19 protein-coding genes and 1 pseudogene are annotated in these 21143 nt (G+C 66.0%); 7 read left to right on the top strand and 13 right to left on the bottom strand.

Translation table 11 applies throughout. The features are described from left to right. Window positions 1–53 precede the first annotated feature (53 nt). From BM085_RS33270 to BM085_RS33245, 6 genes are all read right to left on the bottom strand, one after another. On the bottom strand, window positions 54–1634 hold the full coding sequence (locus tag BM085_RS33270; protein ID WP_218158898.1) for a type I restriction-modification system subunit M: 1581 nt from the start codon (window positions 1632–1634) through the stop codon (window positions 54–56). Continuing rightward, complete coding sequence (locus BM085_RS33265; protein ID WP_093890785.1) at window positions 1631–3091, bottom strand: restriction endonuclease subunit S; 1461 nt, start codon at window positions 3089–3091, stop codon at window positions 1631–1633. Before BM085_RS33265 ends, BM085_RS33270 begins: the two co-directional genes overlap by 4 nt. Then, complete coding sequence (locus tag BM085_RS33260) at window positions 3088–6576, bottom strand: DEAD/DEAH box helicase family protein (protein ID WP_093890784.1); 3489 nt, start codon at window positions 6574–6576, stop codon at window positions 3088–3090. The genes BM085_RS33265 and BM085_RS33260 overlap by 4 nt, the downstream gene beginning before the upstream one ends. Window positions 6577–6797: 221 nt before the next feature. Then, window positions 6798–7004 (bottom strand): DUF397 domain-containing protein, encoded by a 207-nt coding sequence (locus tag BM085_RS33255; protein WP_093890783.1) that lies wholly within the window; start codon window positions 7002–7004, stop codon window positions 6798–6800. A gap of 30 nt (window positions 7005–7034) precedes the next feature. Continuing rightward, a complete protein-coding gene (locus tag BM085_RS33250; protein ID WP_093890782.1) occupies window positions 7035–7241 on the bottom strand; it encodes a DUF397 domain-containing protein in 207 nt (68 codons plus the stop codon). Then, a complete protein-coding gene (locus BM085_RS33245) occupies window positions 7232–8059 on the bottom strand; it encodes a helix-turn-helix domain-containing protein (RefSeq protein WP_177245400.1) in 828 nt (275 codons plus the stop codon). The genes BM085_RS33250 and BM085_RS33245 overlap by 10 nt, the downstream gene beginning before the upstream one ends. A gap of 221 nt (window positions 8060–8280) precedes the next feature. Between BM085_RS33245 and BM085_RS33240 the strand changes: the two genes are divergently transcribed. The 4 genes from BM085_RS33240 to BM085_RS33225 all read left to right on the top strand — a co-directional run bounded on the left by BM085_RS33240 (window position 8281) and on the right by BM085_RS33225 (window position 11424). Further along, window positions 8281–8628 carry a hypothetical protein gene (locus BM085_RS33240; RefSeq protein WP_093890780.1) on the top strand — a complete coding sequence of 116 codons (348 nt, stop codon included), beginning with the start codon at window positions 8281–8283 and terminating at the stop codon, window positions 8626–8628. Next, window positions 8625–9080 (top strand): ATP-binding protein, encoded by a 456-nt coding sequence (locus tag BM085_RS33235; RefSeq protein WP_177245399.1) that lies wholly within the window; start codon window positions 8625–8627, stop codon window positions 9078–9080. Before BM085_RS33240 ends, BM085_RS33235 begins: the two co-directional genes overlap by 4 nt. Window positions 9081–9276: 196 nt before the next feature. Next, window positions 9277–10806 (top strand): MFS transporter, encoded by a 1530-nt coding sequence (locus BM085_RS33230; protein ID WP_093890778.1) that lies wholly within the window; start codon window positions 9277–9279, stop codon window positions 10804–10806. A 36-nt stretch (window positions 10807–10842) separates the two neighbouring features. Next, window positions 10843–11424: a TetR/AcrR family transcriptional regulator gene (locus BM085_RS33225; RefSeq protein WP_093890777.1), complete on the top strand. Its 582-nt coding sequence runs from the start codon at window positions 10843–10845 to the stop codon at window positions 11422–11424. 109 nt (window positions 11425–11533) lie between these two features. Here BM085_RS33225 and BM085_RS43665 read toward each other — a convergent pair whose 3' ends face one another. Next, entirely contained in the window at window positions 11534–12223 is a 690-nt protein-coding gene (locus tag BM085_RS43665; RefSeq protein ID WP_143121171.1) for a DUF6036 family nucleotidyltransferase, read from the bottom strand. A gap of 247 nt (window positions 12224–12470) precedes the next feature. Between BM085_RS43665 and BM085_RS43660 the strand changes: the two genes are divergently transcribed. Beyond that, window positions 12471–13001 carry a hypothetical protein gene (locus BM085_RS43660; RefSeq protein ID WP_143121170.1) on the top strand — a complete coding sequence of 177 codons (531 nt, stop codon included), beginning with the start codon at window positions 12471–12473 and terminating at the stop codon, window positions 12999–13001. Window positions 13002–13950: 949 nt separating this feature from the next. Further along, a complete protein-coding gene (locus BM085_RS33220; RefSeq protein WP_177245398.1) occupies window positions 13951–15222 on the top strand; it encodes an ISAs1 family transposase in 1272 nt (423 codons plus the stop codon). A gap of 77 nt (window positions 15223–15299) precedes the next feature. On the opposite strand, the gene BM085_RS33215 is transcribed toward BM085_RS33220, so the two are convergent. After that, a complete protein-coding gene (locus tag BM085_RS33215) occupies window positions 15300–15692 on the bottom strand; it encodes a hypothetical protein (RefSeq protein ID WP_133061542.1) in 393 nt (130 codons plus the stop codon). Between the two features lie 273 nt (window positions 15693–15965). Further along, on the bottom strand, window positions 15966–16727 hold the full coding sequence (locus BM085_RS33210; protein WP_093890775.1) for a nuclease-related domain-containing protein: 762 nt from the start codon (window positions 16725–16727) through the stop codon (window positions 15966–15968). Window positions 16728–16913: 186 nt separating this feature from the next. On the opposite strand from BM085_RS33210, the gene BM085_RS33205 reads away from it, so the two are divergent. Continuing rightward, the gene (locus tag BM085_RS33205) at window positions 16914–17498 is read left to right on the top strand and encodes a TetR/AcrR family transcriptional regulator (RefSeq protein WP_093890774.1); all 585 of its coding nucleotides are present in this window, start codon (window positions 16914–16916) and stop codon (window positions 17496–17498) included. A 10-nt stretch (window positions 17499–17508) separates the two neighbouring features. On the opposite strand, the gene BM085_RS33200 is transcribed toward BM085_RS33205, so the two are convergent. From BM085_RS33200 to BM085_RS33185, 4 genes and pseudogenes are all read right to left on the bottom strand, one after another. Then, on the bottom strand, window positions 17509–17811 hold the full coding sequence (locus tag BM085_RS33200) for a hypothetical protein (RefSeq protein ID WP_093890773.1): 303 nt from the start codon (window positions 17809–17811) through the stop codon (window positions 17509–17511). Window positions 17812–17818: 7 nt separating this feature from the next. Continuing rightward, the gene (locus BM085_RS33195) at window positions 17819–18394 is read right to left on the bottom strand and encodes a hypothetical protein (protein WP_093890772.1); all 576 of its coding nucleotides are present in this window, start codon (window positions 18392–18394) and stop codon (window positions 17819–17821) included. 20 nt (window positions 18395–18414) lie between these two features. Next, window positions 18415–20322, bottom strand: a complete 1908-nt coding sequence (locus BM085_RS33190; RefSeq protein ID WP_093890771.1) for a hypothetical protein — start codon at window positions 20320–20322, stop codon at window positions 18415–18417. Window positions 20323–20962: 640 nt separating this feature from the next. Next, window positions 20963–21143, bottom strand: a pseudogene (locus tag BM085_RS33185) (hypothetical protein); the annotation flags it as partial.

The following is a 21143-nucleotide window of genomic DNA, read 5'->3' as shown; positions in this document are numbered from 1 at the left end:
GGGCGGCCGCCTGTCACCGATCTCTCACGGAGAAACCTCCCCGACACTCCTCGTTACCGCGCATCTTCATACGACGGACTGCCGGGGTCCTGAGGAGTAGCACGGTTCTGGAGGGCTTCGGCGATGGCGGCGAACTCGCTCAGCGCGGCCTCCAGGTCGTCGATGATCTCCTGCGCGATGACCTCGGGCGGCTGGAGCGCGTCGGCGTCCTCCAGGCTCGGGTCCTTGAGCCAGAAGATGTCCAGATTGCACTTATCGCGGGTGACCAGCTCGTCATAGGTGAACTTCCGGAACCGTTCGGTCTCCACCCGCTCGTCGGGCGACCTGCCCGGCAGGTAGGAGTCGACGAAGTCCTGCAGATGCTCGCGGCGGAGCGGGTTCTGCTTGAGCGTGAAGTGCTGTCCGGTACGGAAGTCGTACACCCAGAGGTTCCTGGTCCAGGGCTCCTCGCTGGCCGGTTTCCGGTCGAAGAAGAGCACGTTCGCCTTGACCCCGCCCGCGTAGAAGATCCCGGTGGGGAGCCGGAGCAGGGTGTGGACGTCGTACTCCTTGAGGAGCGCCCGGCGGATCCCCTCCCCCGCGCCGCCCTCGAAGAGCACGTTGTCGGGCAGGACCACCGCCGCCCGGCCGGGGATCGCCATCAGCCGGGCGATGTGCTGGACGAAGTTGAGCTGCTTGTTGGTGGTGGTCTGCCAGAAGTCCTGCCGGTCATAGGCGACGTCGTCGCGGGTCGCCTTGCCGTCGAGGCCGATCACCGTGATCGCGGACTTCTTGCCGAACGGCGGGTTGGCCAGCACCAGGGAGGCGCGGACGGTGGGAGAGGTGGCGAGCGCGTCCTCGGCCTGGATGGGCGACTCGCCGTCCGCCTGGCACATGCCGTGCAGCAGCATGTTCATCGCGGCGAGCCGGGCGGTGCCGTCCACCAGCTCGGTCCCCAGGAACGCCTCCCCATGCGCCAAGCGGTGCCGCTGGCCGGGGGTCAGGTCGGTGTGGTGCCTGCGGATGTAGTCGTTGGCGGCCAGCAGGAAGCCGCCGGTGCCGCAGGCCGGGTCGATGATCGTGTCCCCGGGGGCGGGTCGCGCGCAGTCGACGATCGCGTTGATGAGCGGACGCGGGGTGAAGTACTGCCCGGCACCGGACTTGACGTCGGTGGCGCTGCGGGCGAGGAGCTGCTCGTAGGCATCGCCCTTGACGTCGGTGCCCTGACGCCCCCAGGTCTCGTTGTCCATGAGGTCAACGATTAGCTTCCTGAGCAGCGCGGGCTCCTGCACCCTGTTCTGCGCCTTGCGGAAGACCGTCCCAAGGATGCCCTTCTCCTTGCCCAGCTCGGCCAGCGCCTCCCGGTACGCCTCCTCCAGCGCCGCGCCGGTCAGCTTCTTCAGCGTCTCCCAGTTGATCCCCTCGGGCAGGATCCGCCCGCCGCCAAGGCTCTCCGGGAGCTTGGCCCGCTCGTCGGCCATCTTGAGGAAGAGCAGGTAGGTCAACTGCTCGACGTAGTCGATCGCCGACACCCCCGCGTCGCGGAGCACGTCGCAGTAGCTCCACATCTTGTCCGCGAGCCGCCGCGCCTCCGCATGCCGCGCCGCCTCGGCCGACCGCTCGGCCTGCTCGCTGTCGGACACGGTCGTCGTCACAGCAGTTCTCCCTGCTCGTAGGTGGTGGGGGTACGGCTCGCGTCGGGCCATTCGGTACGGCTCGCGGCTGGTGATTCGGCGGGGCTCGCGCCGGGGGATTCCTTGGGTTTGGTACGGCGTGCACGCTGGGGCTTGGGCTGCGCGGCTCGTTCTGCTTTGATACGCGCATGCAGCTCGGAAGCGGGCTCATCGGTCGGATCTTGTGGGACCAGCCGTCCCGCGAAAGCTTCCTTTAAAAGCGACCTCTGCAACGCGTCGCTCCGCTGCTTCGCCCCGTCCATCATACGTTGCGCAGCCTCCAAATATGAGCGCCAACGCTGCGCCTCAGCGACAATTTCGTGCTGCACTTCTAAGGGCGGCACCGGTATTTGTATCGCCTTCACCTTTGCAGTGCTCAGCGTATGGAGTCCAGTTGTCGAGCTGGCAACTTTACGAAGCTGACTTGCTGTTGCGGGAGCATTCCATACGAGCTCCAAATAGTGCGGGTCAACCTCAGGATTTGGCCGAACTCTGATCAAGTGATTCTGGTGAACGCTGTTTGGAATCTCGTCATGCCACATTGCTGCACGACCAATCTGGCCAGGACTTCCATTTCCCTCAACAACCAAGAGATCACCAAAAGCGAGTCTGAAGCGGTGAAGCTCGCCGTCAAAAAGCTCCACCTCATGCACGTCCGCCAGATCCAAACTACCTCTCGGAACGTTCGCTACGCGCAGGAAAGGAAATTTATTCTCCACAGGGCGACGCTTCTTCTGTTTTTGTATACCGCCTTGGACACAGGAAACATCACCCAGCACCCTGACATCTAAAGTGATATCACGGCCCACAAGACGCCCACTTACGGCGTCATTCAAAACCGAGCGCCACAAAGCTTTGGATCGCATCACCGATTTAGCTATGCCTTCACCTCCGACCTTTAGGCGCAAGAGATGACTTTCGAGAGCGGCGACGATCATCCGCTGCTCTCCTACCGGAGGAATGGGGACAGGAAGGCTCTTAATCTTAGAGAGACTAATCGAAGCTAGATTGACACTCTGGGCCGCATTTCGGTCGAACCACTCACGAGCGCATTCGTTAGCAAACCAGGCCAGCAGTTTCGGAATCATCACGCCTGCATGCAGGCGTGCACGGAAGACATGGTTCTGATGGATACAGTCTTTGATTTGACCGTTCCACACCCATCCCCTGCCAATCTTATCTCTATCCCCACCTTCATTGAGAAGCACATCCCCTGGCTGTAGACGCAGCTTTTCGACAGTGGCTTCCGGCACCCTGATCTCAGTAATCTTTTTAAGATCAAGATAGCCCCGCTGAACGTTGGCAACGCGTAGATAGGGGACGAGTGGAAGATCAGGATCGCTCTGCTTCTTGCTGTCTTTGGTTACTCCGCCGACGACCTCTGCGATGTCTCCCAAAGTTGTCCAAACCCAAGAGTCAGGGATCGGGAACAACGTCACGCGGTTAGCTCCTTGTTGAGTTCTTCGAGAATGGATGCGGCGCGGTCGCCGAAGGCGTCGGCGAAGCCGTACGCGCCGCCGCGCTGGTCGAACGGCATGCCGTGCAGGTCTTCGACGGTGATCTCGACGCTCGTGGCGATCACGCCCACGATGCGGTCGAGATACCAGCGCTGCTCGGGGGTGAAGGTCACCCCGGCGCGTTCCTGGCTCGCGCGCCAGGCGGCGTAGCGCTCCTCGATGATCGACCGGAAGGGCCGGACCTCCCGGTCCACGCCGAGCTCGCGGCGGAGCAGGGAGACCAGGTCCGTGACGGCGGCCTCCCCCTCCCCCAGCGACGGAGCCTCGCCCAGCTCCTCGTACGACCTCCAGAGGAAGTCGACGTTGTAGACGTTCGGCAGCCGCTTCACCCGGTCGGCGAGATCCTGGAGCTGCGCGTACGTCAGCCGCGGCCCGCTGCCGTGGCGGAGCTGCTGGACGATCACCTCGTCCTGGTGCTCCTTCACGAACTGGCGGAACGACTGGACCGCCTCCTTTGCGACGTCCACGCCCTCGGCCGAGATCAGCTCGTCGGCCGAATGCACGTCGATGACCGTGTCGCGGTCGCGACGGATATCGAGGATGCGCCGGCGCAGGTCGGGATTCGCGGTGAGGGGGGCGACGGCCTCGCGCAGCCGTCGCTGGACCGCCCTGTCCCCGCCCGCGTCCTGGACCGCGATCAGCTCGTCGGTGTCGACGGCGTCGACGAGCCGCCGGACGATGTCGCGCAGCGTGGCGCCCTCGGCGACCCGCGCGATCTCGTCGCGGTCGGCGTCGGTCATGTCGAGGTCGAGGCGGGCGAGCCGGGACGCGAGAGAGGCGATCTCATGCTCGTCGATCGAGAGATTGGCGGCCTTCGCCAGCAGCTGCTTCAGGCTGAGCGACGGCGTCCGTTCGAGCGGGCGCGCGTCGCACAGCGGGCTGTCGGTGACGCCGACCGCGTCGACCAGCAGGAAGCGGTCCTTGCGGCGGGCCGTCCGGTCGGGGTTGACCTGCCGGAACTCGGTCTCGTCGACGGTACGGGCACCACGGCCCTTCATCTGCTCGAAGTAGACCGCGCTCTGCACACCACGCATGAAGAACACGATTTCGAGCGGACGCACGTCCGTCCCGGTCGCGATCATGTCGACGGTGACGGCGATCCGCAGGGCCGCGCTGGTGCGGAAGAGCTGCAGCAGCTTCTTCGGGTCGTCCCCCACGTCCTTCGACTTGTAGGTGATCTTCGCGGCGAAGTCGTTGCCCTTGCCGAAGACCTCCCGGACGATCTGCACGATGTCGTCGGCGTGCTCGTCGCTCTTGGCGAAGATGAGCGTCTTGGGGACGACGGTCCGCTTGCCGTACTGCTCGGGGAGGACCTTGTCGCGGAAGGTCTTGAGGACCAGCCGGATCTGGTCCTTGGCCAGCACCGAGCGACCGATCTGCTCGCCGGAGTAGGTGAAGTCCTCCTGCAGCTCCTCATAGCGCTGCATCCGCGTACGGCGGTCCCGGAACGGGACGACCGTGCGGGTGCCCTCCTCGTCGAGGGCCGGGATGCGGCTGCCGCTCTCGCTGATCTTCGTGCGGATCCGGTAGACGTCGTAGTCGACGTTGACCCCGTCGGCCACGGCCTGCTCATAGGTGTACTCCGAGGCGAGGTTCTGGTCGAAGAAGCCGAGCGTCTGGGCGGTCGGCGTCGCGGTGAGGCCGAGGATGGGCGCGTCGAAATAGTCGAGCACCGCCCGCCACTTGCCGTAGATCGACCGGTGGCACTCGTCCACGACGATCAGGTCGAAGGTCTCGGGCGGGAGCTGCCGGTTGTACTGCGCGTCCACCGGCCGGTCGGGCACGTAGTCGTCGACTCCCTGGTCGTCGTCGTCCGCCGGGAGCTGCTCGCCGCGTAGGGCGAGGCTGAGCCGCTGGATCGTGGTGATCACGACGTTCGTCGACTCCAGGACGGTCCCGCCGGCCAGCCGCTGGATGTTGTACAGCTCCGAGAGCTTCCGGCCGTCGTCGGGCGTGATGTAGTTGCGGAACTCCGCCGCCGCCTGGTCGCCGAGGTTGTTCCGGTCGACCAGGAACAGCACCCGCTTCGCGCCCGCGTGCTTGATCAGCCGGTAGGTCTGGGTGACGGCGGCGAACGTCTTCCCGGCACCGGTGGCCATCTGGACGAGAGCGCGGGGAAGGTCCCGGCAGAGGGAGCTCTCCACACCCTTGACCGCGTCGATCTGGGCGGGACGCAACCCCGTCTCGACGAGGGCGGGCATCTGCCGTACCCGCGCGCGGAGGGTCGGCGCGTCCGGCCGCTCGTCGGCCTCGGCCATCCAGGCGGCTACGGTCTCGGGCCGGTGGAAGGAGAAGACGCCACGGGAGCGCGGATCGGGGTCGAGCCCGTTGGTGAAGCGGGTCTCCACCCCCGTGCTCTCGTAGCGGAACGGCAGCGGGATGTCCCTGCGCCAGGTGGCCATGGCGTACGCCTTGGGGAGCGCGGCGGCGTATCCGGCGCTCTGCCACTCCACCCCGGTCAGCGAGGTGCCCTCCCGCTTGGCCTCGATGACGCCGACGAGCATGCCGTCGACGTAGAGGGCGTAGTCCGACCTGCCGTGGGCGAAGGCGAACTCCCGTACGGCCACGCCCGTGCCGGCCAGCGGGTTGAGCTGGGCCGAGTCCTGCACGACCCAGCCGGCCTCGCGGAGCATCCGGTCGATCTCGCGGCGTGCCTGCGCCTCGGTCAGCGGTTCCGGCGCCCGCGCCTGCTCGATGAAGAGCCTGCGCCTGGAGATCGAGACCTTGTCCGGCGTCCGCTCGTCGAACTCCGACCTGAGCTGCTGCGCGGCGCCCTGCAACGCCTCCAGCTGCGCCGTCAACCGGTCGCGTTCGTGCAGCACACGGCTGAGCTCGGCCTCGGCCTCCGCCCTGGCCTCGGAGACCGCCTCCGCGCGCGATCGCTTGCCGTCCAGGATGAGCCGGGCCTCGGTGAGCTCGCGCTTGTAGCGTTCGAGGTCCTCACGGAGTCGACCGGTCACGTCGACGGGCGGCTGGGGCGGGACGAAGGTGATGACCTGGCGGTCGCCCGTGATGGCGCGGTGCAGGAGCAGGCCGAGCTGGAAGCACTTGTTCACCGAGTCGAGAGCCGCCCTGGTGTCGGCGTAGTGCTCGTGAACGGCCCTGTTCCCGATCCTGCGGATCTCGTGGAAGGCGTCCGCACCGTTCTTGAGGATGACGCCGTTGTCGGAAAGGGCGTGGATCCGGGTCCCCAACCGGTTGTCACCGGCCACCGCTATGCCCGTCCGGCGCACCATGACGGTCGTCAGGACCTCGATGAACTGACGGCATTTGACCAGGGCGCCGTTGGGATCGGTGAAGACGGACGTCTCGGCGCCCGCTCCGTACACCACGAGCAACGGCTCATGGGCGAGCAGGAATCCGAAGTTGGGAGACCCGCCTGCCAGCCCACCGACTCCATTGACCATTCATCCTCACAGACATCACGCCGGATTCAGCAAAGCCTTGCAGAATACCTCAAATCGCACAGCGCGAACCAGGAATTCTCAGACCTCTATCCCAGACCCGCTCAGCATCGTTACGGAGACGCAGAAAACCCCCGATCGGTTGCCCGATCGGGGGTTGGCGACGAAAAGGATTGAACGGTGCCCCAATTAAGGGCGGCCCGAAACCAGTTTAATTCCGGCAATCAGGACGAAGAGGTGAAATCCCCAGTCTTGATGCCACCGATGAAGGATCTCCACTCAGCAGGGGTGAAGAACAGCGCGGGACCGTCAGGATCCTTGCTGTCACGGACCGCGACCACGCCGGGCAGGTTGTCGGCGACCTCAACGCACTGACCACCGTTCGGGCCAGAGTGCGACGACTTCCGCCATACGGCAGCGCTCAGATCCATTCCTGTCTCACTTCCTCGACTGTGGAGGGATCAGGCCAGCCGGTCGAACGCACCCGACTTGACGCCGCCGACGAAGGTCCGCCACTCGGCGGGGGTGAAGAGCAGCGCGGGGCCGTCAGGGTCCTTGCTGTCACGGACTGCGACCGCACCCGGCAGATTGGAAGCGACCTCGACACACTGGCCGCCGTTGTCACCAGAAAACGACGACTTCCGCCATACAGCGGCACTCAGATCCATTCCCGCCTCACTTCCTCGATCATTTTGAGGGACATATGTTCAGGGTAAGCCCATCGACGTATCGCTTCATAGCGGTTCCATATTGAGGTCACCTGGATAGGGTCGACCGAAACCTGTCCATCTGTTGAAGAGTCCACATGAATGGCGTCCGGCTGCCCGTTCGGAAGCTCAGCGATCATAAAAGCGCCCAACACGCCTGACAGACACTGCTGATCGACGAGTTGGATGGAGACGGTAGGCCGCTGGGCGACCTCCAGCAGGTAGCCGAGTTGCTCCCGCATCACCTCCGGACCACCGACCCTACGGCGCAGCACGCCCTCGTCCGCGAGGACCAAGAGCAGGGGAGGAACACTCCTGTCGAGGATCTCCCCTCGTCGCATACGCGTTTCAACGCGCCCCTCCACCTCTTCGGGAGTGATCAGAGGCGCATGGTTGAAGACATGGCGGGCGTAGGACTCCGTCTGTAAGAGACCGGGGACCAGCAGTGGGTCCCACGACCGCAGAACGAGGGCAATGGGTTCGATCTCCTCGGCCCAGCTCGTGAACCAGTCCGGGCTGCCCGGCCGGGCGAGGATGCGTCGGTGCAGCCCGGTGAAGAGCGTGCCGCCGCCCGCGCCGAAGAGCCGGTCCAGCCGCTCGGCGTCGGACTTCGATGGGGTCCGGGTGGCGGCCTCCAGGCGGCTCACCTGGGTCTGCGTGCACCCCAGTCGCGAGGCCACGGCCCCCTGGGAGAGCTGGGCCTCCTCCCGCAGGCGGCGCATCTCGGCGCCGAACCGCACCCGAGGGGAATCGGGACCGGAAAAAGGATCGACGCTCATCGCATTCCCCCTAAAAAGAGAAAAACGGACTTTCCGCTCGCCGGGAATACCAGAGGCCGGTTTCGGCAACCCGGTACCTGACATTGGCTGCCATCTCCCAGCCCGCCGGACCGGCCATTACCCCACCTGCCGCAAGGGCAATCTAAGCACACGCTTTCCCTTTCCGACAGGAAGGAAAAGAAAGCGCGAAGAGCCCCCTTCAAACAGGAGACAAACGAGCGATGCGCGATCAGGAAAACAGCCTTTCCCGTTCCGCCCGCGGCCATCGGAAATCACCGGATGCCACGACCGCGGAGCAGCAGGAGCGGTTCGTCCACCTGGTACGGCTCGGCTGGGACCTGCGCACTCTCGGAGTCCGCACCTCGCTGGTCCTGCCGGTGACCCGGCAGCCGATCCTGGAGGTCCACTCGGCGGCCGGGACCCTGGCCCGGATCACGGTGATCCGGCGTTACTGCGGCTGGGTGTTCACCTGGCGGCCGTGGTGGGCGCGCCTGTGGCGGCGGAGCGAATGGGTGCTGGTGGAGGCCGACAACGCGGCGGACATCGTGATGGCCGAGGTGAACGGATGAGATCGCAGGAGCAGACCAGCCCCCAGGACGACGCACCCTCGGGGTTGTCCGACTCGTGCGCGTGGCGCAGGGAGTTCCCCGGTGAGGTGTCCTCCGTACCGGCGGCCCGCGCCTGGGTGCACGGGCTGCTGGCCGTACGGCTCGCACCCCCGATGCTCGACGACGTCCTGCTGCTGCTCAGCGAGGTGATCACCAACGCGGTCACCCACTCCGACTCCGGCCGTACGGCGGGCGGCCGGGTGACGGTCCACCTGACCCACGACCCCGGAGCTGTTCACGTGGAGGTCGCCGACGACGGATCGACCACCAGCACCCCGGCCGTGTACGTCCCGGACGCCGACAGCGACGGCGGGCGGGGCCTGTGGCTGGTCGACCTGCTCGCCACCGCTTGGGGATCGTCCCGCCACGACGACGAGGCGGGACGATCCGTCTGGTTCCAGGTGTCAGGGTGACCCGGCGTACTCCGTGCGGCCACGCTCCACGCCGACTGGAGCGGCGGCCCCCGCCCGCCCGCACGGGCCAGGACCGCCGAGGAGATCCTCGAACCCCTTGCCTCCGAAGTCTCCTGGCGTCCGCTCTTCTCGCATGTATTTGAACGATAGTCCTAGTTGTACTACCGTTCAAATACTTACATCGAGGGAGGACGCCATGCCAGAAGTCACGACCCGGCGTGCCGGAACGCGTGAGTGGGCGGGCCTGGGATTGCTGGCGCTGCCGACGGTGCTGCTCGGCCTGGATGTCACCGTGCTGTATCTGGTCTTTCCGAGCATGGCCGAGGCGCTGGACCCGTCGGCGACGCAGACGCTGTGGATCATGGACGCCTACGGGTTCTTCGTCGCCGGGTTCCTCATGACCATGGGGACCCTGGGTGACCGGATCGGACGGCGTCGCCTGCTGGTGATGGGAATGGCCGCGTTCGCCGCGGTCTCTGTGTTCGCAGCCTTCGCCCCGAACGCCGAGCTGCTGATTCTCGCCCGAGCGCTGCTGGGGATCGCCGGGGCCACGCTGATGCCCTCGACGCTGTCGCTGATCTCGAACATGTTCGCCGATGTGCGTCAGCGCGCGGTCGCGATCGGGATCTGGGCGACGATGTTCGCCCTGGGCATGGCCGCCGGCCCCGTGGTCGGCGGCGCTCTGGTCGACACGTTCTGGTGGGGAGCGGCGTTCCTGCTCGCCGTCCCCATCGCGGTCGTCGTGCTGGCCGGGGCACGGGCGCTGCTGCCCGAGTATGCCGACCCGCAGGCAGGCCGCCTCGACCTGGCCAGTGTCGCCCTGTCGCTGGCCGCGATCCTGCCGGTGATCTATGCGATCAAGCACGCCGCAGCGCACGGCCTCGACCTCAGCACTGTGATCCTCGCGGTGATCGGCACCGTGGCCGGGGTGGTCTTCGTGCGTCGCCAGCGCGGCCTGGCCTCGCCGCTCCTGGATGTCACGCTGTTCACGAGCCGGACGTTCTCCGTGGCGCTGGCCGTGCTGCTGATCGGACTGGTCGGGGTGGGCGGAACCATGTACCTGGTCACCCAGTACCTCCAGCTCGTCGAAGGCCTGACGCCGTTCGCGGCGGGCCTGTGGATGGGGCCGCCCGCTCTGGCGATGTTCGCCGCGGCGATCGGCGCACCGCTCATCGCCAGGCGGGTGCGTCCCGGCCTGGTCATGGCGATCACGCTCGGCCTCTCGGTGATCGGCTACGCGCTGCTGGCCACCGCGGGCACCGGGGACGCGGTGACGGTGGTGACCGGGTTCGCGTGCGTCTACCTCGGCCTCGGCGCGATCGCCGCCCTCGGCACCGATATGGTCGTCGGCGCCGCACCCGCCTCGAAGTCCGGATCGGCCGCCGCGATGTCCGAGACCGTCCAGGAACTCGGCATCGCCGTCGGCGTGGCCGTCTTCGGCAGCCTCACCACCGCCCTCTACACCGCCCGCATGACCACTCCTGCGGACGTCTCACCCGAGGTCGGGGGGCGTCTCACCGACAGCCTCTCCGGGGCGCTGTCGGTGGCCGACCACGTGCCCGCCCAGGTGGTGCGGGAAGCGCAGCGGATGTTCACCAGCGGGGTGAACATCGCCTCCGCCGTGGCCGGTGTCGCGATCGTCGCAGCGGCAGTGCTCTGCCTGACGGCATTGCGGCACGTGCGTCCGCTCGGGGAGAACCAGCACGACGGAACGGAGCAGCGGTGATGTGCTTGACTACCCTGGAACACGCAGGAGGGGAGCATGGACGGCGAGAGCGAGCACATCGATGGGCGCAAGGCCCGGGGCAACAAGCGCCGCGCCGAGATCATCGACGCCACCCTCGCCATCGTCACGCGGGACGGTGCCGCGGGCGTCACCCACCGCACCGTCGCCAAACAGGCCGGCATCACCACCAGCCTGAGCACCTACTACTTCGCCACCCTCGACGACCTGCTCGTCGCGGCCCTGTCCAGCGTCGCCGACACCTACACCACGCGCATCCGCCAGATCATCGACGGCCCCGGGGACAAGCTCCGTGGCCTGGCCGAGCTGATCGCCGAATCCGCCGGTCCCGGCCGTGAACGCGCCCTGGCCGAGCGCGAGCTGTCCACCCTGGCAGCTCGCCGCCCGGCACTGGCGCCCGTGGCCCGTCGTTGGCGGGAGAACGTCGCCGAGCTCGCGGCCACCCTCACCGACGACCCCGAGGCCATCGCCGCACTCGTCGCCGCCTCCGATGGTCTGTGCACCGCCATCCTCATCGACAACGCCCCCGCCGACACCGACTATGTCCGCCGGATCCTGACCCGCGCCATCCACGCGCACCGCGACGCGGTCGTCTCGTGAACGAACTGTCCGCCGATACACCCGCATAGCCGAGGACGTCAGCGACGGAAGGGCCGGACCCCACGGAGACCGGCACACTCCGCAACCCGGTGCGTCAGGCGGCAGACATTCAGCCTCCGTTGAACAGGTCTTCCAGCATGAGACGGGCCCGATCGGGGACAGGTTCGTCGGGGAAGATCTCTGCGCACAGAGCAAGGACCGCAGCAGCCGAGTCAAGGGTGAGGCGTTCGACAAGAGCGCGAATATCACCGGTGTCCCGTCGGCGAGCGGCCAGAACTTTCATCGCGAGTAGATGTTCTGGCGATGCTGCAGATACTCGTAGGCCCGGATGGTCGAAGACTCGCCGGGCCGAACTGTCTCCGCCCGGAGCAACGTAGGCGCTGGCCTGCTCATTGAGCCACCATGATGGCAGGCCAAGCTCGGATGCGACCGCGCGTGCCTCATCAAGGACGATCCCGTGCGGTTCGAAAACGGCATCGATGTCACGAGTGGACCGGCGGGCATCGTATGCCAATGCTATGGCTGCTCCACCGAAGATATACAGGTCGGCGATGACTCCCCGGCGGGCAAGGCGGTCGCCGAGACGCTGGAATGCATCCTCGATCGCAGCCCAGGGCCCCGGCGTTCTGGAGATTTGCCCGTTTCCCCTGCATGCCTGCGTCTGCGCTCGCAAACGAAAGTCGCAGCTTGGGAGGGCTTTCAGCCACCAGAGCAGGATCCCCTGCGTAGGGGCAAACTGGTAGAAATCTCCAGAATGCCAGGGCCCTGCACTACCCCGGGCCAGTAACCAACTGGTCAAAGGCGGGAGTCTCGATCTTGATCGCTTGGCTCAGCTTGACGTCAGCTGGAACCCCGCCCAGCGGGCAGTGATTTGCTCAGACGAGTCCTGAGCGGCATGATCATTGACTGCCGACCTTCACCTACGGCAAAGTTGTTCAGCTCGGCCTCGGCTGCTGTTGCCTTTGAATAGCCCGCTCCAAGTGCCCTCGACGACAGCGCCGTCCGCAGGCAAGATCGCCCAGTCCTACTGAACGGAGATTTTGTCCGTGACCCCTGATGAGCTGGAACAGCAGCTCCGCACGCTCCTGGTGGAGGAAGGCTTCGCCTGGATACTTCAACAGGTAGACGAGACCATTGCGGCGGGCAAGCCAGAAGACGTGAGCGTTACGAAGCGTAGGCGATCTCCGCGCGATCAGCGTTCCTGGGAGCCTCGATACCCGACTGACGAGCTCTCCTTCGAAGTTCGTATAACCGAGACCGTGACCACACCTGTCGCCGCCGAGAGCCCCCGGAATTTCGTCCAAACCAACACCTATACTGCTGCAGAGCGCGCGAGCCTGATTCTTCAGGCCATTCGGAGTGTTTTGGTCGACATGCCGAAGGCGCATAAGGAGCAGGTTGCTCTTCTCACTCAAGGATCCGCCCCCCTAGTTACAAGCGTGGAGTTCCTACAGGACGAGAATGCACGCGGTGAGTCAGCTACCGTGATTCGAGAGGGTCAACCGGCCCCGCTCCTCCTGGACAGCGAAAAAGTCGATCAGCTTGTACGGGCCCTGGATGAGGGACTGAGACAATGACCTCCGAGAAGGATCTCCTCCGTGAACTACGCGCTCATCTCCGAGGTGCCGGGAGAATCTCATACAAATCCGCCTCGGCAGTCGGCGATTTGTATGAGGGCTACGTCTTCGCGCTCGTCGTGGACGAAGCACTTCAGAGAGGAGCTTCACTACACTATGAAGACGTGGACGGGAATAAGACGTCTAATCTGATCTTTAGGACCAGTCCGGGACAACTGTATTCAAGAGCCCACGCCTATACGCACGCAGTAGTCGAGTTCGGGTCCATCGCTCCCCCGCTTGAGGTCCATGTAGGCGTACAAGTTCAGGGAAGCTCGGGAGTGCTTCACGAATGCGACGTACTTGTTCTCACGCAAGATGAGGCAAACCAGAGTAGGTCCGCGCGTGTCGCGCCCAAAGCCCGTAACTGCATTCTCGCCATCGAATGTAAGTTTTACTCTAGCAATCTTCCGCTTGATCTAGCGCGAAGCTTTCAAGGGCTGGGCACGGATTTGGGCGAAAAGGCAAGACCGACCTTTGTATCGAACTCCACCTCGGGAACTGTCAAGAGGTACCTCAGCCATAAGGGGCGCCTTTGGGAACACAGTGTGATCCCCGGCAACCCTCAGGTTAGAGGCTTGAGAGAGAAGATACGTGAGGCTTTCAAGATCTACATGAGCAGCAAAGATCCCCGTTATTCCATGTAGCCGTAAATTGCAACAGGGATATGTGGCGACGTAGCCGCGTCGCCACACAAGCATCGCAACAGCAAGAGGTGCTTCGCACACCTCACGCGCCTGCCCCGATCAGGGCCCCGGCGTTCTTGAGTTCTGATGCGGTATGGCGCGGTTGAGGGTTTCGGCAGGTGGAATGCAAAAGAGCGCGACTTCTGGTGATCTTTCAGGTCTCTCATCCGAAGATCGTCACAGGAGTCGCGCTCGTGTCCCCATCTTCCCCGACCGGCTCCTGCTTGGTCCCCCTTCTTGACCAGCTCACCGACCTGGCGTTGTGGGAAGCGGAGCTGACAGCCGACCCGGTCGTGGTGGAATCGGCGCTGATACGCCGGTTGGCGGCGGTGCCAGACCAGCGCTCGGCGTGCGGGCTACGGCATCCGCTGGTGGTCATCTTGACGTTGACCGCGTGCGCGACGCTCGCGGTCGGCGGCGACAGCGTCGCGGCGATCCGGCAGTGGGCCGCCCGGACCTCCCAGCAGGTGCTTCAGCGGTTGGGCGCCTACCGTGATCCGTTCACCGGCTGCTTCACCGTCCCCAGCGAACGGACCTTCCGCCGGGTCCTGGCCGAGTTGGACGCCGACATGCTGGATGCGGCGATCAGCGGATATGTGACCGATGTCGTCCGCCGAGAGGCACCCGTGCCGCAGATCCCCGACACACCCGGGCCCGCCGAGCGGGAGCAGCGCCGCACGGCCCGGCGGCGGCTCACTGATCCCGCCCCTGCCAGACTCCTGCCCGGCGTCGCCCTCGACGGCAAGGCCTGCCGGGGCGCCAGAACCGGCGACGGCGGGCGCGTCTTCCTGGTCGGGGCGATCAGCCACGGGCAAGGGGTGATCCTGGGCCAGTGCCAGGTCGCCGGCAAACGAGGCGAGGGACCGGCCGCCCGCACGCTGCTGGAGCGCCTTGACGTGGCCGGGATGGTGCTGACCCTGGACGCGCTGCACACCACCAAGACCACCGCCCACCTGATCACCGAGCAGCCGAACGCCCACTACGTCCTCATGGTGAAGCGCAATCAGCCGCTGGCCCGTGCCGCCGCCCAGATCCTGCTGTCGGGTCCGGACGCCGACTGGACCCAGAGCACCGCCATCGACGACGATCACGGGCACGGCCGTACCGAACGCCGGACCATCCGCACCGCCCAAGCCGGCGACACGCTGTTCCCCGGTGCCCGCCAAGCCTTCCGGCTCCGCCGCGACGTCGGCGACCTGGACGGCATCTGGACCGGCAAAGAGATCGTGTACGGCATCACCGGCCTGGCCGGGCCCGCTCACCTCAACCATTACGAGCAGGCGCGCTGGGGAGTGGAAAATCGTCTCCACTGGGTCCGCGACGTAACTTTCCGGGAGGATCACTCCCAGGTCAGGACCGGGACCGCGCCCAGAGCGCTGGCCGGCTTCCGGAATCTGGCGATCAGCACCATGCGTCTGGCCGATCGAGCCAACATCGCCCACGCCCGCCGCGACCTCCTCGACCGCGATGCCGCATTCGCCGTCTACAACATCTGATCAACATGCCGGAACTGGACATAGCGAATCAACGCCGGGGCCCTGGATCGCAGCCCGATCAAGCAGAGGCGCATCGTTCATGCGACCTCCAGCTCTTGGGGGTGGATGAAGACTCCACGGCGACGGAATGAGGCCGGTGCGTGAACGAACGCGTCGACGCGGGCTGCGGGGGTGTTGAACGGGAACCAGAACTGGCGGAGTCGCCGTGATTCAGTCCAGGGGGGGCCGGCATGACCGTCCTTCGCGGCGAGATGCTCGGCGAGCGCGGCAAGAAAGACGTCCCAGTGCGGGTCTCCCACGCTGGAGGGCTCTGGAGACAACAGAGCAAGTCGGACCACAGGCGGCTCGTGCCGGTACTCCTCCAGGAACTCGGCGACCAGGCGCCAGCGTGTCTCCTCGTCAGGATGATCGGTCAGCCAGCCCGCAAGCACTGCGACAGAGGCCGCTTGGTACTGCTGGACGCGCTTCATGAGTATCACGTTAGTGGCTCTTCGATTTTGAGGGTTGAACATCCCTCTCAAAACCGAAGAGCCCTTAAGCCAGGGATAGGGCAGCCGTGAACCAAGCCAGAGACAGGGCGGCCGTGAACCGACACCCTCACGCCGCGGCCTTGGCAGGCACCGTCCCCCAGGCCGACTCGCGCCGGCGTGCTGCCGCCCGGCCCGCTCCCGGTGGATCGGTCCGGTCCGGATGAAGGCCCCTGGCATGCCCCGGCCGCCGTACGGCACGGCGGATCGGGCCGGTCAGCTCATCCGGCGCAGCACCCGGGCGGCGGTGCGGGCGAGCAGCTCCACCTGGTCCCCGTCGAACTCCGCGCGCGGCCCGCGTATGATCCAGCGCGCCACCAGGCGCGGCTTGAGCAGGGTGAGCCCCTCGGCGGTGACCGTCCGCCGCAGCTCCCCGCCGTGTACGGCGAGCAGCGGTTCGATCGTGACGGGGATGCCGGACTCCTTGGAGAGCACGGCGGCCAGCGACTCGGAGGCGTCGACGAGCGCCTTGGCCACCTTCGAGCCGTACTTCTCACCGAGGAACAGCCGCTCGCCGTACCGGGCGATCTCGGTGTCGGGGTCCCATGCCTCGTTGTCGACCACCCAGATGCCGCCGGGGCCGATGACGAGGTGGTCGATCGACGCCTGTCCGGGCACGGCGCGGCCGTCGAGGATGTGGTAGCCGTGCTTGCGGAGCTTGCGGCGGAGCAGCTTGCCGGTGATGGTCTCGCCCCGACGCCTGCCTCGCCAGACGGCGGTGGCCTCGTAGGAGTGCCAGGCCCAGAACATGTCGGCGGCGCCGACCAGCAGGCCGGCCGCGATCCCGATCACCGGAGGGCTGGGCAGGTCGAAGCGGTAGGCGAGCAGGATGCCCACGACCAGGCCGACCGCGGCCTTGACCGCGCGCGCCTTGCGGCGCTGATCGGCTTCCTTGATCCAGAACTGCTCGTACATGACCTGGGGTGACAGGCCGTGCACCTGGTCGTCGGGCGTCACGTAGATTGATCCGCCGGACACAGCGAACCCCCCAGAGTCGATTGGTGGCAGTGAGGCGGATCTGCGACGCTGAAGATCCCTCAATCATGAAATACCCAAGCAGGGGCTCCAGGCATCCAAAGGTGATGGAAATAACACAACCCAGATACCTGCCATCGATTTGACCGACCAGTCGGTATGCTTGCCGCACCACACCATGGGGGACAGATGACGCACGACAAGGAGCCGGTACGGCAGCGCCTGATCGGCGAGGCCACCCGCCTGTTCGCCGACCGGGGCTTCGAGAGCACCTCGGTGCAGGAGATCGTAGCGGCGGCCGGCGTCACCAAGGGCGCCATGTACCACTACTTCGACTCCAAGGACGACCTGCTCCACGAGATCTACGGCCGCGTGCTGCGCATGCAGATGGAGCGGCTCACCCTGCTCGCCGACGGACCGGGTCCGGTGGCCGAACGCCTCCACGCCGCCGCCGCCGACGTCGTGCTGACCACGGTGGAGAACCTGGACGACTCCAAGATCTTCTTCCGCTCCATGCACCTGCTCGCCCCCGACACCCGCAAGAGCGTCCGCGCCGAACGCCGCCGCTATCACGAGCGCTTCCGCGACCTCGTCACCGAGGGCCAGCGCGAGGGCGTCTTCAGGGCCGACACCCCCGCCGAGATGGTCGTCGACTTCTTCTTCGGCTCGGTCCACCACCTGGGCACCTGGTACAGCGCGGAGGGCGCGCTCTCCGGCGCCGAGGTCGGAGAGCACTTCGCCGACCTGCTGCTCACCTCGCTGCGCCCGAAGTAACCTGACCCCGTCAGGACAGGCCGTACCTGCTTCTGATCATCCTGGCCTCCTGCTCACTCACCTGGCGCGGCGTGCGGGCCAGCGTCTGGCGCAGGTCGGACAGGATCTTCTCCCCCGAGCCGCGGGCACGCGTGCGATAGTTGGCGAGCTGTTCGTCGAACCGCTTGGCGGCCGGCCCCGTCCACACCTTGCCCGAGTGAAACTGCCGGTACGGCGCTTCGACGTCCTTCTCGATCTCCTGGACCAACGGCTCGACCCTCCGCAGGGCATCCCCCAACGCCTCATAGAGCGGGTTGGGCACCATCTCGGCCACGGCCTGATCACCCCTTCGTCGGGGACGGGGAGGGAGACGGGGTCGTCGCGGACGGAGCGCTGGCATCGGTGAGCAGCTTCGGCGCGATCAGTTTCATCAACGCCAGCACATCGGCGGCGTTGTCGCGCCCCGCGACGCCTATCTCCAGTTGGATGTTGATCTCCGCTTTGCCGCGTACGAGCATCGCGTATGCGGCGTTGTTCTTGCTGTTCTTGTCCTTGAAATAGAAGCCGATGGCACCGGGGACGACTTCTGGCAGCGATGAGGCGCCGTCTTCGAGCTGCTCTTTGATCTCTCCCGGATATCCCCCGGGAGTAAGACCGACGTGCAACACCTTCCACTGGTCACCATCTCGCTGATATACGTTGCAACTTCCATCGCCGAGACCTCCTGCAAGCGTGAGGTCAAAAGAGCCGCGGACCAGCGGGTTGCGCACCCCGGTCATCAGCTCCACCGCCTTCAACGGGATGTGGTCGCAGAGGTACGGAGGGGCGGCCACCGTCGGCAGCGGACTGCGGTCGACCTTCACCTCCTCGCTCCGGCAGGCCGTCGACACGGCCAGGGCGCAGGCCAGCGCCGTCATCACGGCGAACGGTCTTCTCATCATGATCCGTACTGGGCGAAGCCATCGGAGAAGCCCCGATCCAGGGGGCTCTCAACGTCCCGCCAGGGTTTTCCCGACGGCCCTTGGTAGAGCCACCGTTCGTAGGCCTCGACGCGCCGGTACTTGTCGGTGCTGTTAGCGGCCGTTTTGTCGATCATCTCGTCCATGGTCATAAGCATCCGGCCGTCGTCCTTGAGGAAGTTGTTGGGGTTGTCACGGGGATCGTCTCCCTTTTTCAGGTCTTCCAGCGAGGCCCAGGGGTGGGTCACGGCAGCGGGCTCGGCTGAGCCGAACACTCCGTGCTTGAGCATGGCCCGAGCGGTGAGGTCGTGCACAAGGGCACGGGTCTGGTCGACGGCGGCGTTGGCTTCACTACGGGCTTTGGTCTCCGCGTCTCCCTTAGCCATGTCCTCGACCTGGCCGGTCCACGCCCCTGTGACACCGGCCACAATCGGCCAGGCCCCCGTCTGTGGGATGGCGAGTCCGGTGTTGACCACCGCCATAAGCACCTTCATGTTCCGCGCCTGCGCCTCGTCCAGTTCCTTGCCCTCCTCGATCTTGGCAAGACCGGCTGCATCAGTGATCATGCCGAAGCCCGCCCCCACCTGCTTCCCATTGGTCAGGAGTGTGCCATCGCCTCGCCCAGCAGCCATCTCTGCAGCACCATGGTCGAGAAGCCAGCTGGTGAACGCCGTCTGGGCGACCAGAACGGGGGCGAACGCTTTGGAGTCTGCGAACGCCTTCTTCATCACCCCGCGCAGTTCCTCCCTGCTGAACTGCGCTCCCCAGGGGTCCCGTCCCGGCACGCTGGGGCTATCGGCACCCCGAACTCCAGGTGCAGTGATGTCAGTAACTTTCTGAGCGGCGTAGTTAATGTCACTGATGTAACCGGCGAGGATACGGCCGACGGTGACGGGCTTCAGGAACGGTTCGATGGAATCGCCCGCCTCGATCCGCTTGGCCTCCAGATGCACGAGCTCCGAGGCCAGCTTGGCCGACAGGTAACCGCGCGAAGGCTTCTCCGGTGAGCCGTCGTGATCGCGGAAGGTGAGCATCGCGGCCTCCAGCGCCTTGCCCAAGGCCTCACCTCCGTCGCTCATGCTCCACTCGGTCAGGAAGTGCTTCAGTGCGGTTGGGTCACCCGCGAAGAAGTCCTGAGCAGCCGCAGGATCCCGGGCGAGCGCCTCCATGAGAGGCACCATGACGAGCGAGTTCGTACCGGGGGGATACGGCGTGCGATCCCAGGCGTCGATCTTTTTGGCGACCGCCAGCAGAAAGGCGGTGTTGAAAGTGCCGTTTTTCAGTGCCACCGCGATCGCGCGGTACTCCCGCTCCTGCCATCCGGGGGTGAGGCCGGAAGTGAGCTCGTCGCGCCAGGCGGCGCTCAGCCGTGAACTCGCCGTGCCCAGCGTCTTGCCGAGGGCGGCCTGCAGCCGCTCCGCCTTCTTGTCGCCCTTGCGCCCCACGGTCGACGTCATCAGCGCGCGGAACGCCGCCGCGCCCATCGCGTTCATCAGCGCGGTGGCGAACGTCGCGTTCCCCGTCCGCTTCTCCAACTCCGCCAGGGTCTTCCCGTCGACCTTGCCGCTCTCGGCGGTCTCGGCCAGCCTGGCGACCGCGGCGTAGACGTCGGGGTCGTGGGCGGCCTTGCCGTACAGGGCCTCGTCGAAGGCGGCCAGCCCGCCGGGAACGGTGGAGGTGGCTCCCCACTCCGTGCGCTCGGCGCGGATCGTGTCGCTACGGCGCCGCAGGTCGGGGCGGCTGGTCCCGATCCAGCTCTGCATCTCGCGCAGGACGCTCAGCCCCGAGGTGTCCAGGTCGAGCTGCTGCAGGGCCCGGCGGATCTGCGGCTCGTTCCGGCCGAGTGCGTCCTGTGCCCGGCCGAGTCCCCGCTCGAAGTCGTCCATCAGAGCGGGGTCGATCCCCGAATACTCGCCGTCCACTCCCTGGGCCGGGGTGGAGGAGGTCGGGGTGGGCAGGGAGCTGGGGGAAGGTTCGGCGGGGGGTGGCGCCTGGGGGTCACCGGGGCGCTGAGCGGCCGGTCGGACGGCGGGGGGCGGCTGGGAGGTGGGCGAGGGCGTGGGTAACGGATGGGTCATGAGGGCGCTGGACTCCAGCTCGGTCCGTGGAAGGTGACGGCTCCAGCGGCAAGGCTAATTTAAACTCGCCCTATTCGTAAAGATCTCCACTAAATTCGATATATAAGCTAATTGTGCCGCTATTACCACATCAATCCGCAAATAACTTCGCGTACGCGGACAGAGCGGGCAATCCCTATATCTCCGCGATACACGAACACCGGAAGACCTCCCATCCAGGCGCGTGGACGGCCACCAGGAACTCTGACCGCCCACCGTGCGAGTCCGGACACACGGCCACGGAACCTCCTGGTGGGCGGGCAGCCCCTCCCCTGCCCCGTGGCCACGGGACTCGGGCGAAACCGCCCGAAGGAGGAGCCTGGTCAAGGCCCATCGGGAACAACCGGACACTCGTTGGCGACAGCCGGCCGTCGGGCAGGGAGATGACGCCGACCACCGTTCCGCCGCATCATGGGCCGGTTCGGCGGCGCTGGTAGGAAAGCGTGACGGCGGCGAGGAGCGGGGCCCACGCCACCAGCGGCAGGTAGATGAACCCGACGAGCAGACGTCCGGTCACGGTCATGCCGGGGTGCGGCAGCGTCCACCAGAACAGGAACGGGGTCCACAGCAGGGCGAGAACCCCGACGCCG

The sequence above is a fragment of the Streptosporangium canum genome, assembly GCF_900113865.1.
Lineage (GTDB): Bacteria > Actinomycetota > Actinomycetes > Streptosporangiales > Streptosporangiaceae > Streptosporangium > Streptosporangium canum.
The sequence above is the reverse complement of the archived record's forward strand: the minus strand, read 5'-3'. Positions and strand labels throughout refer to the sequence as shown.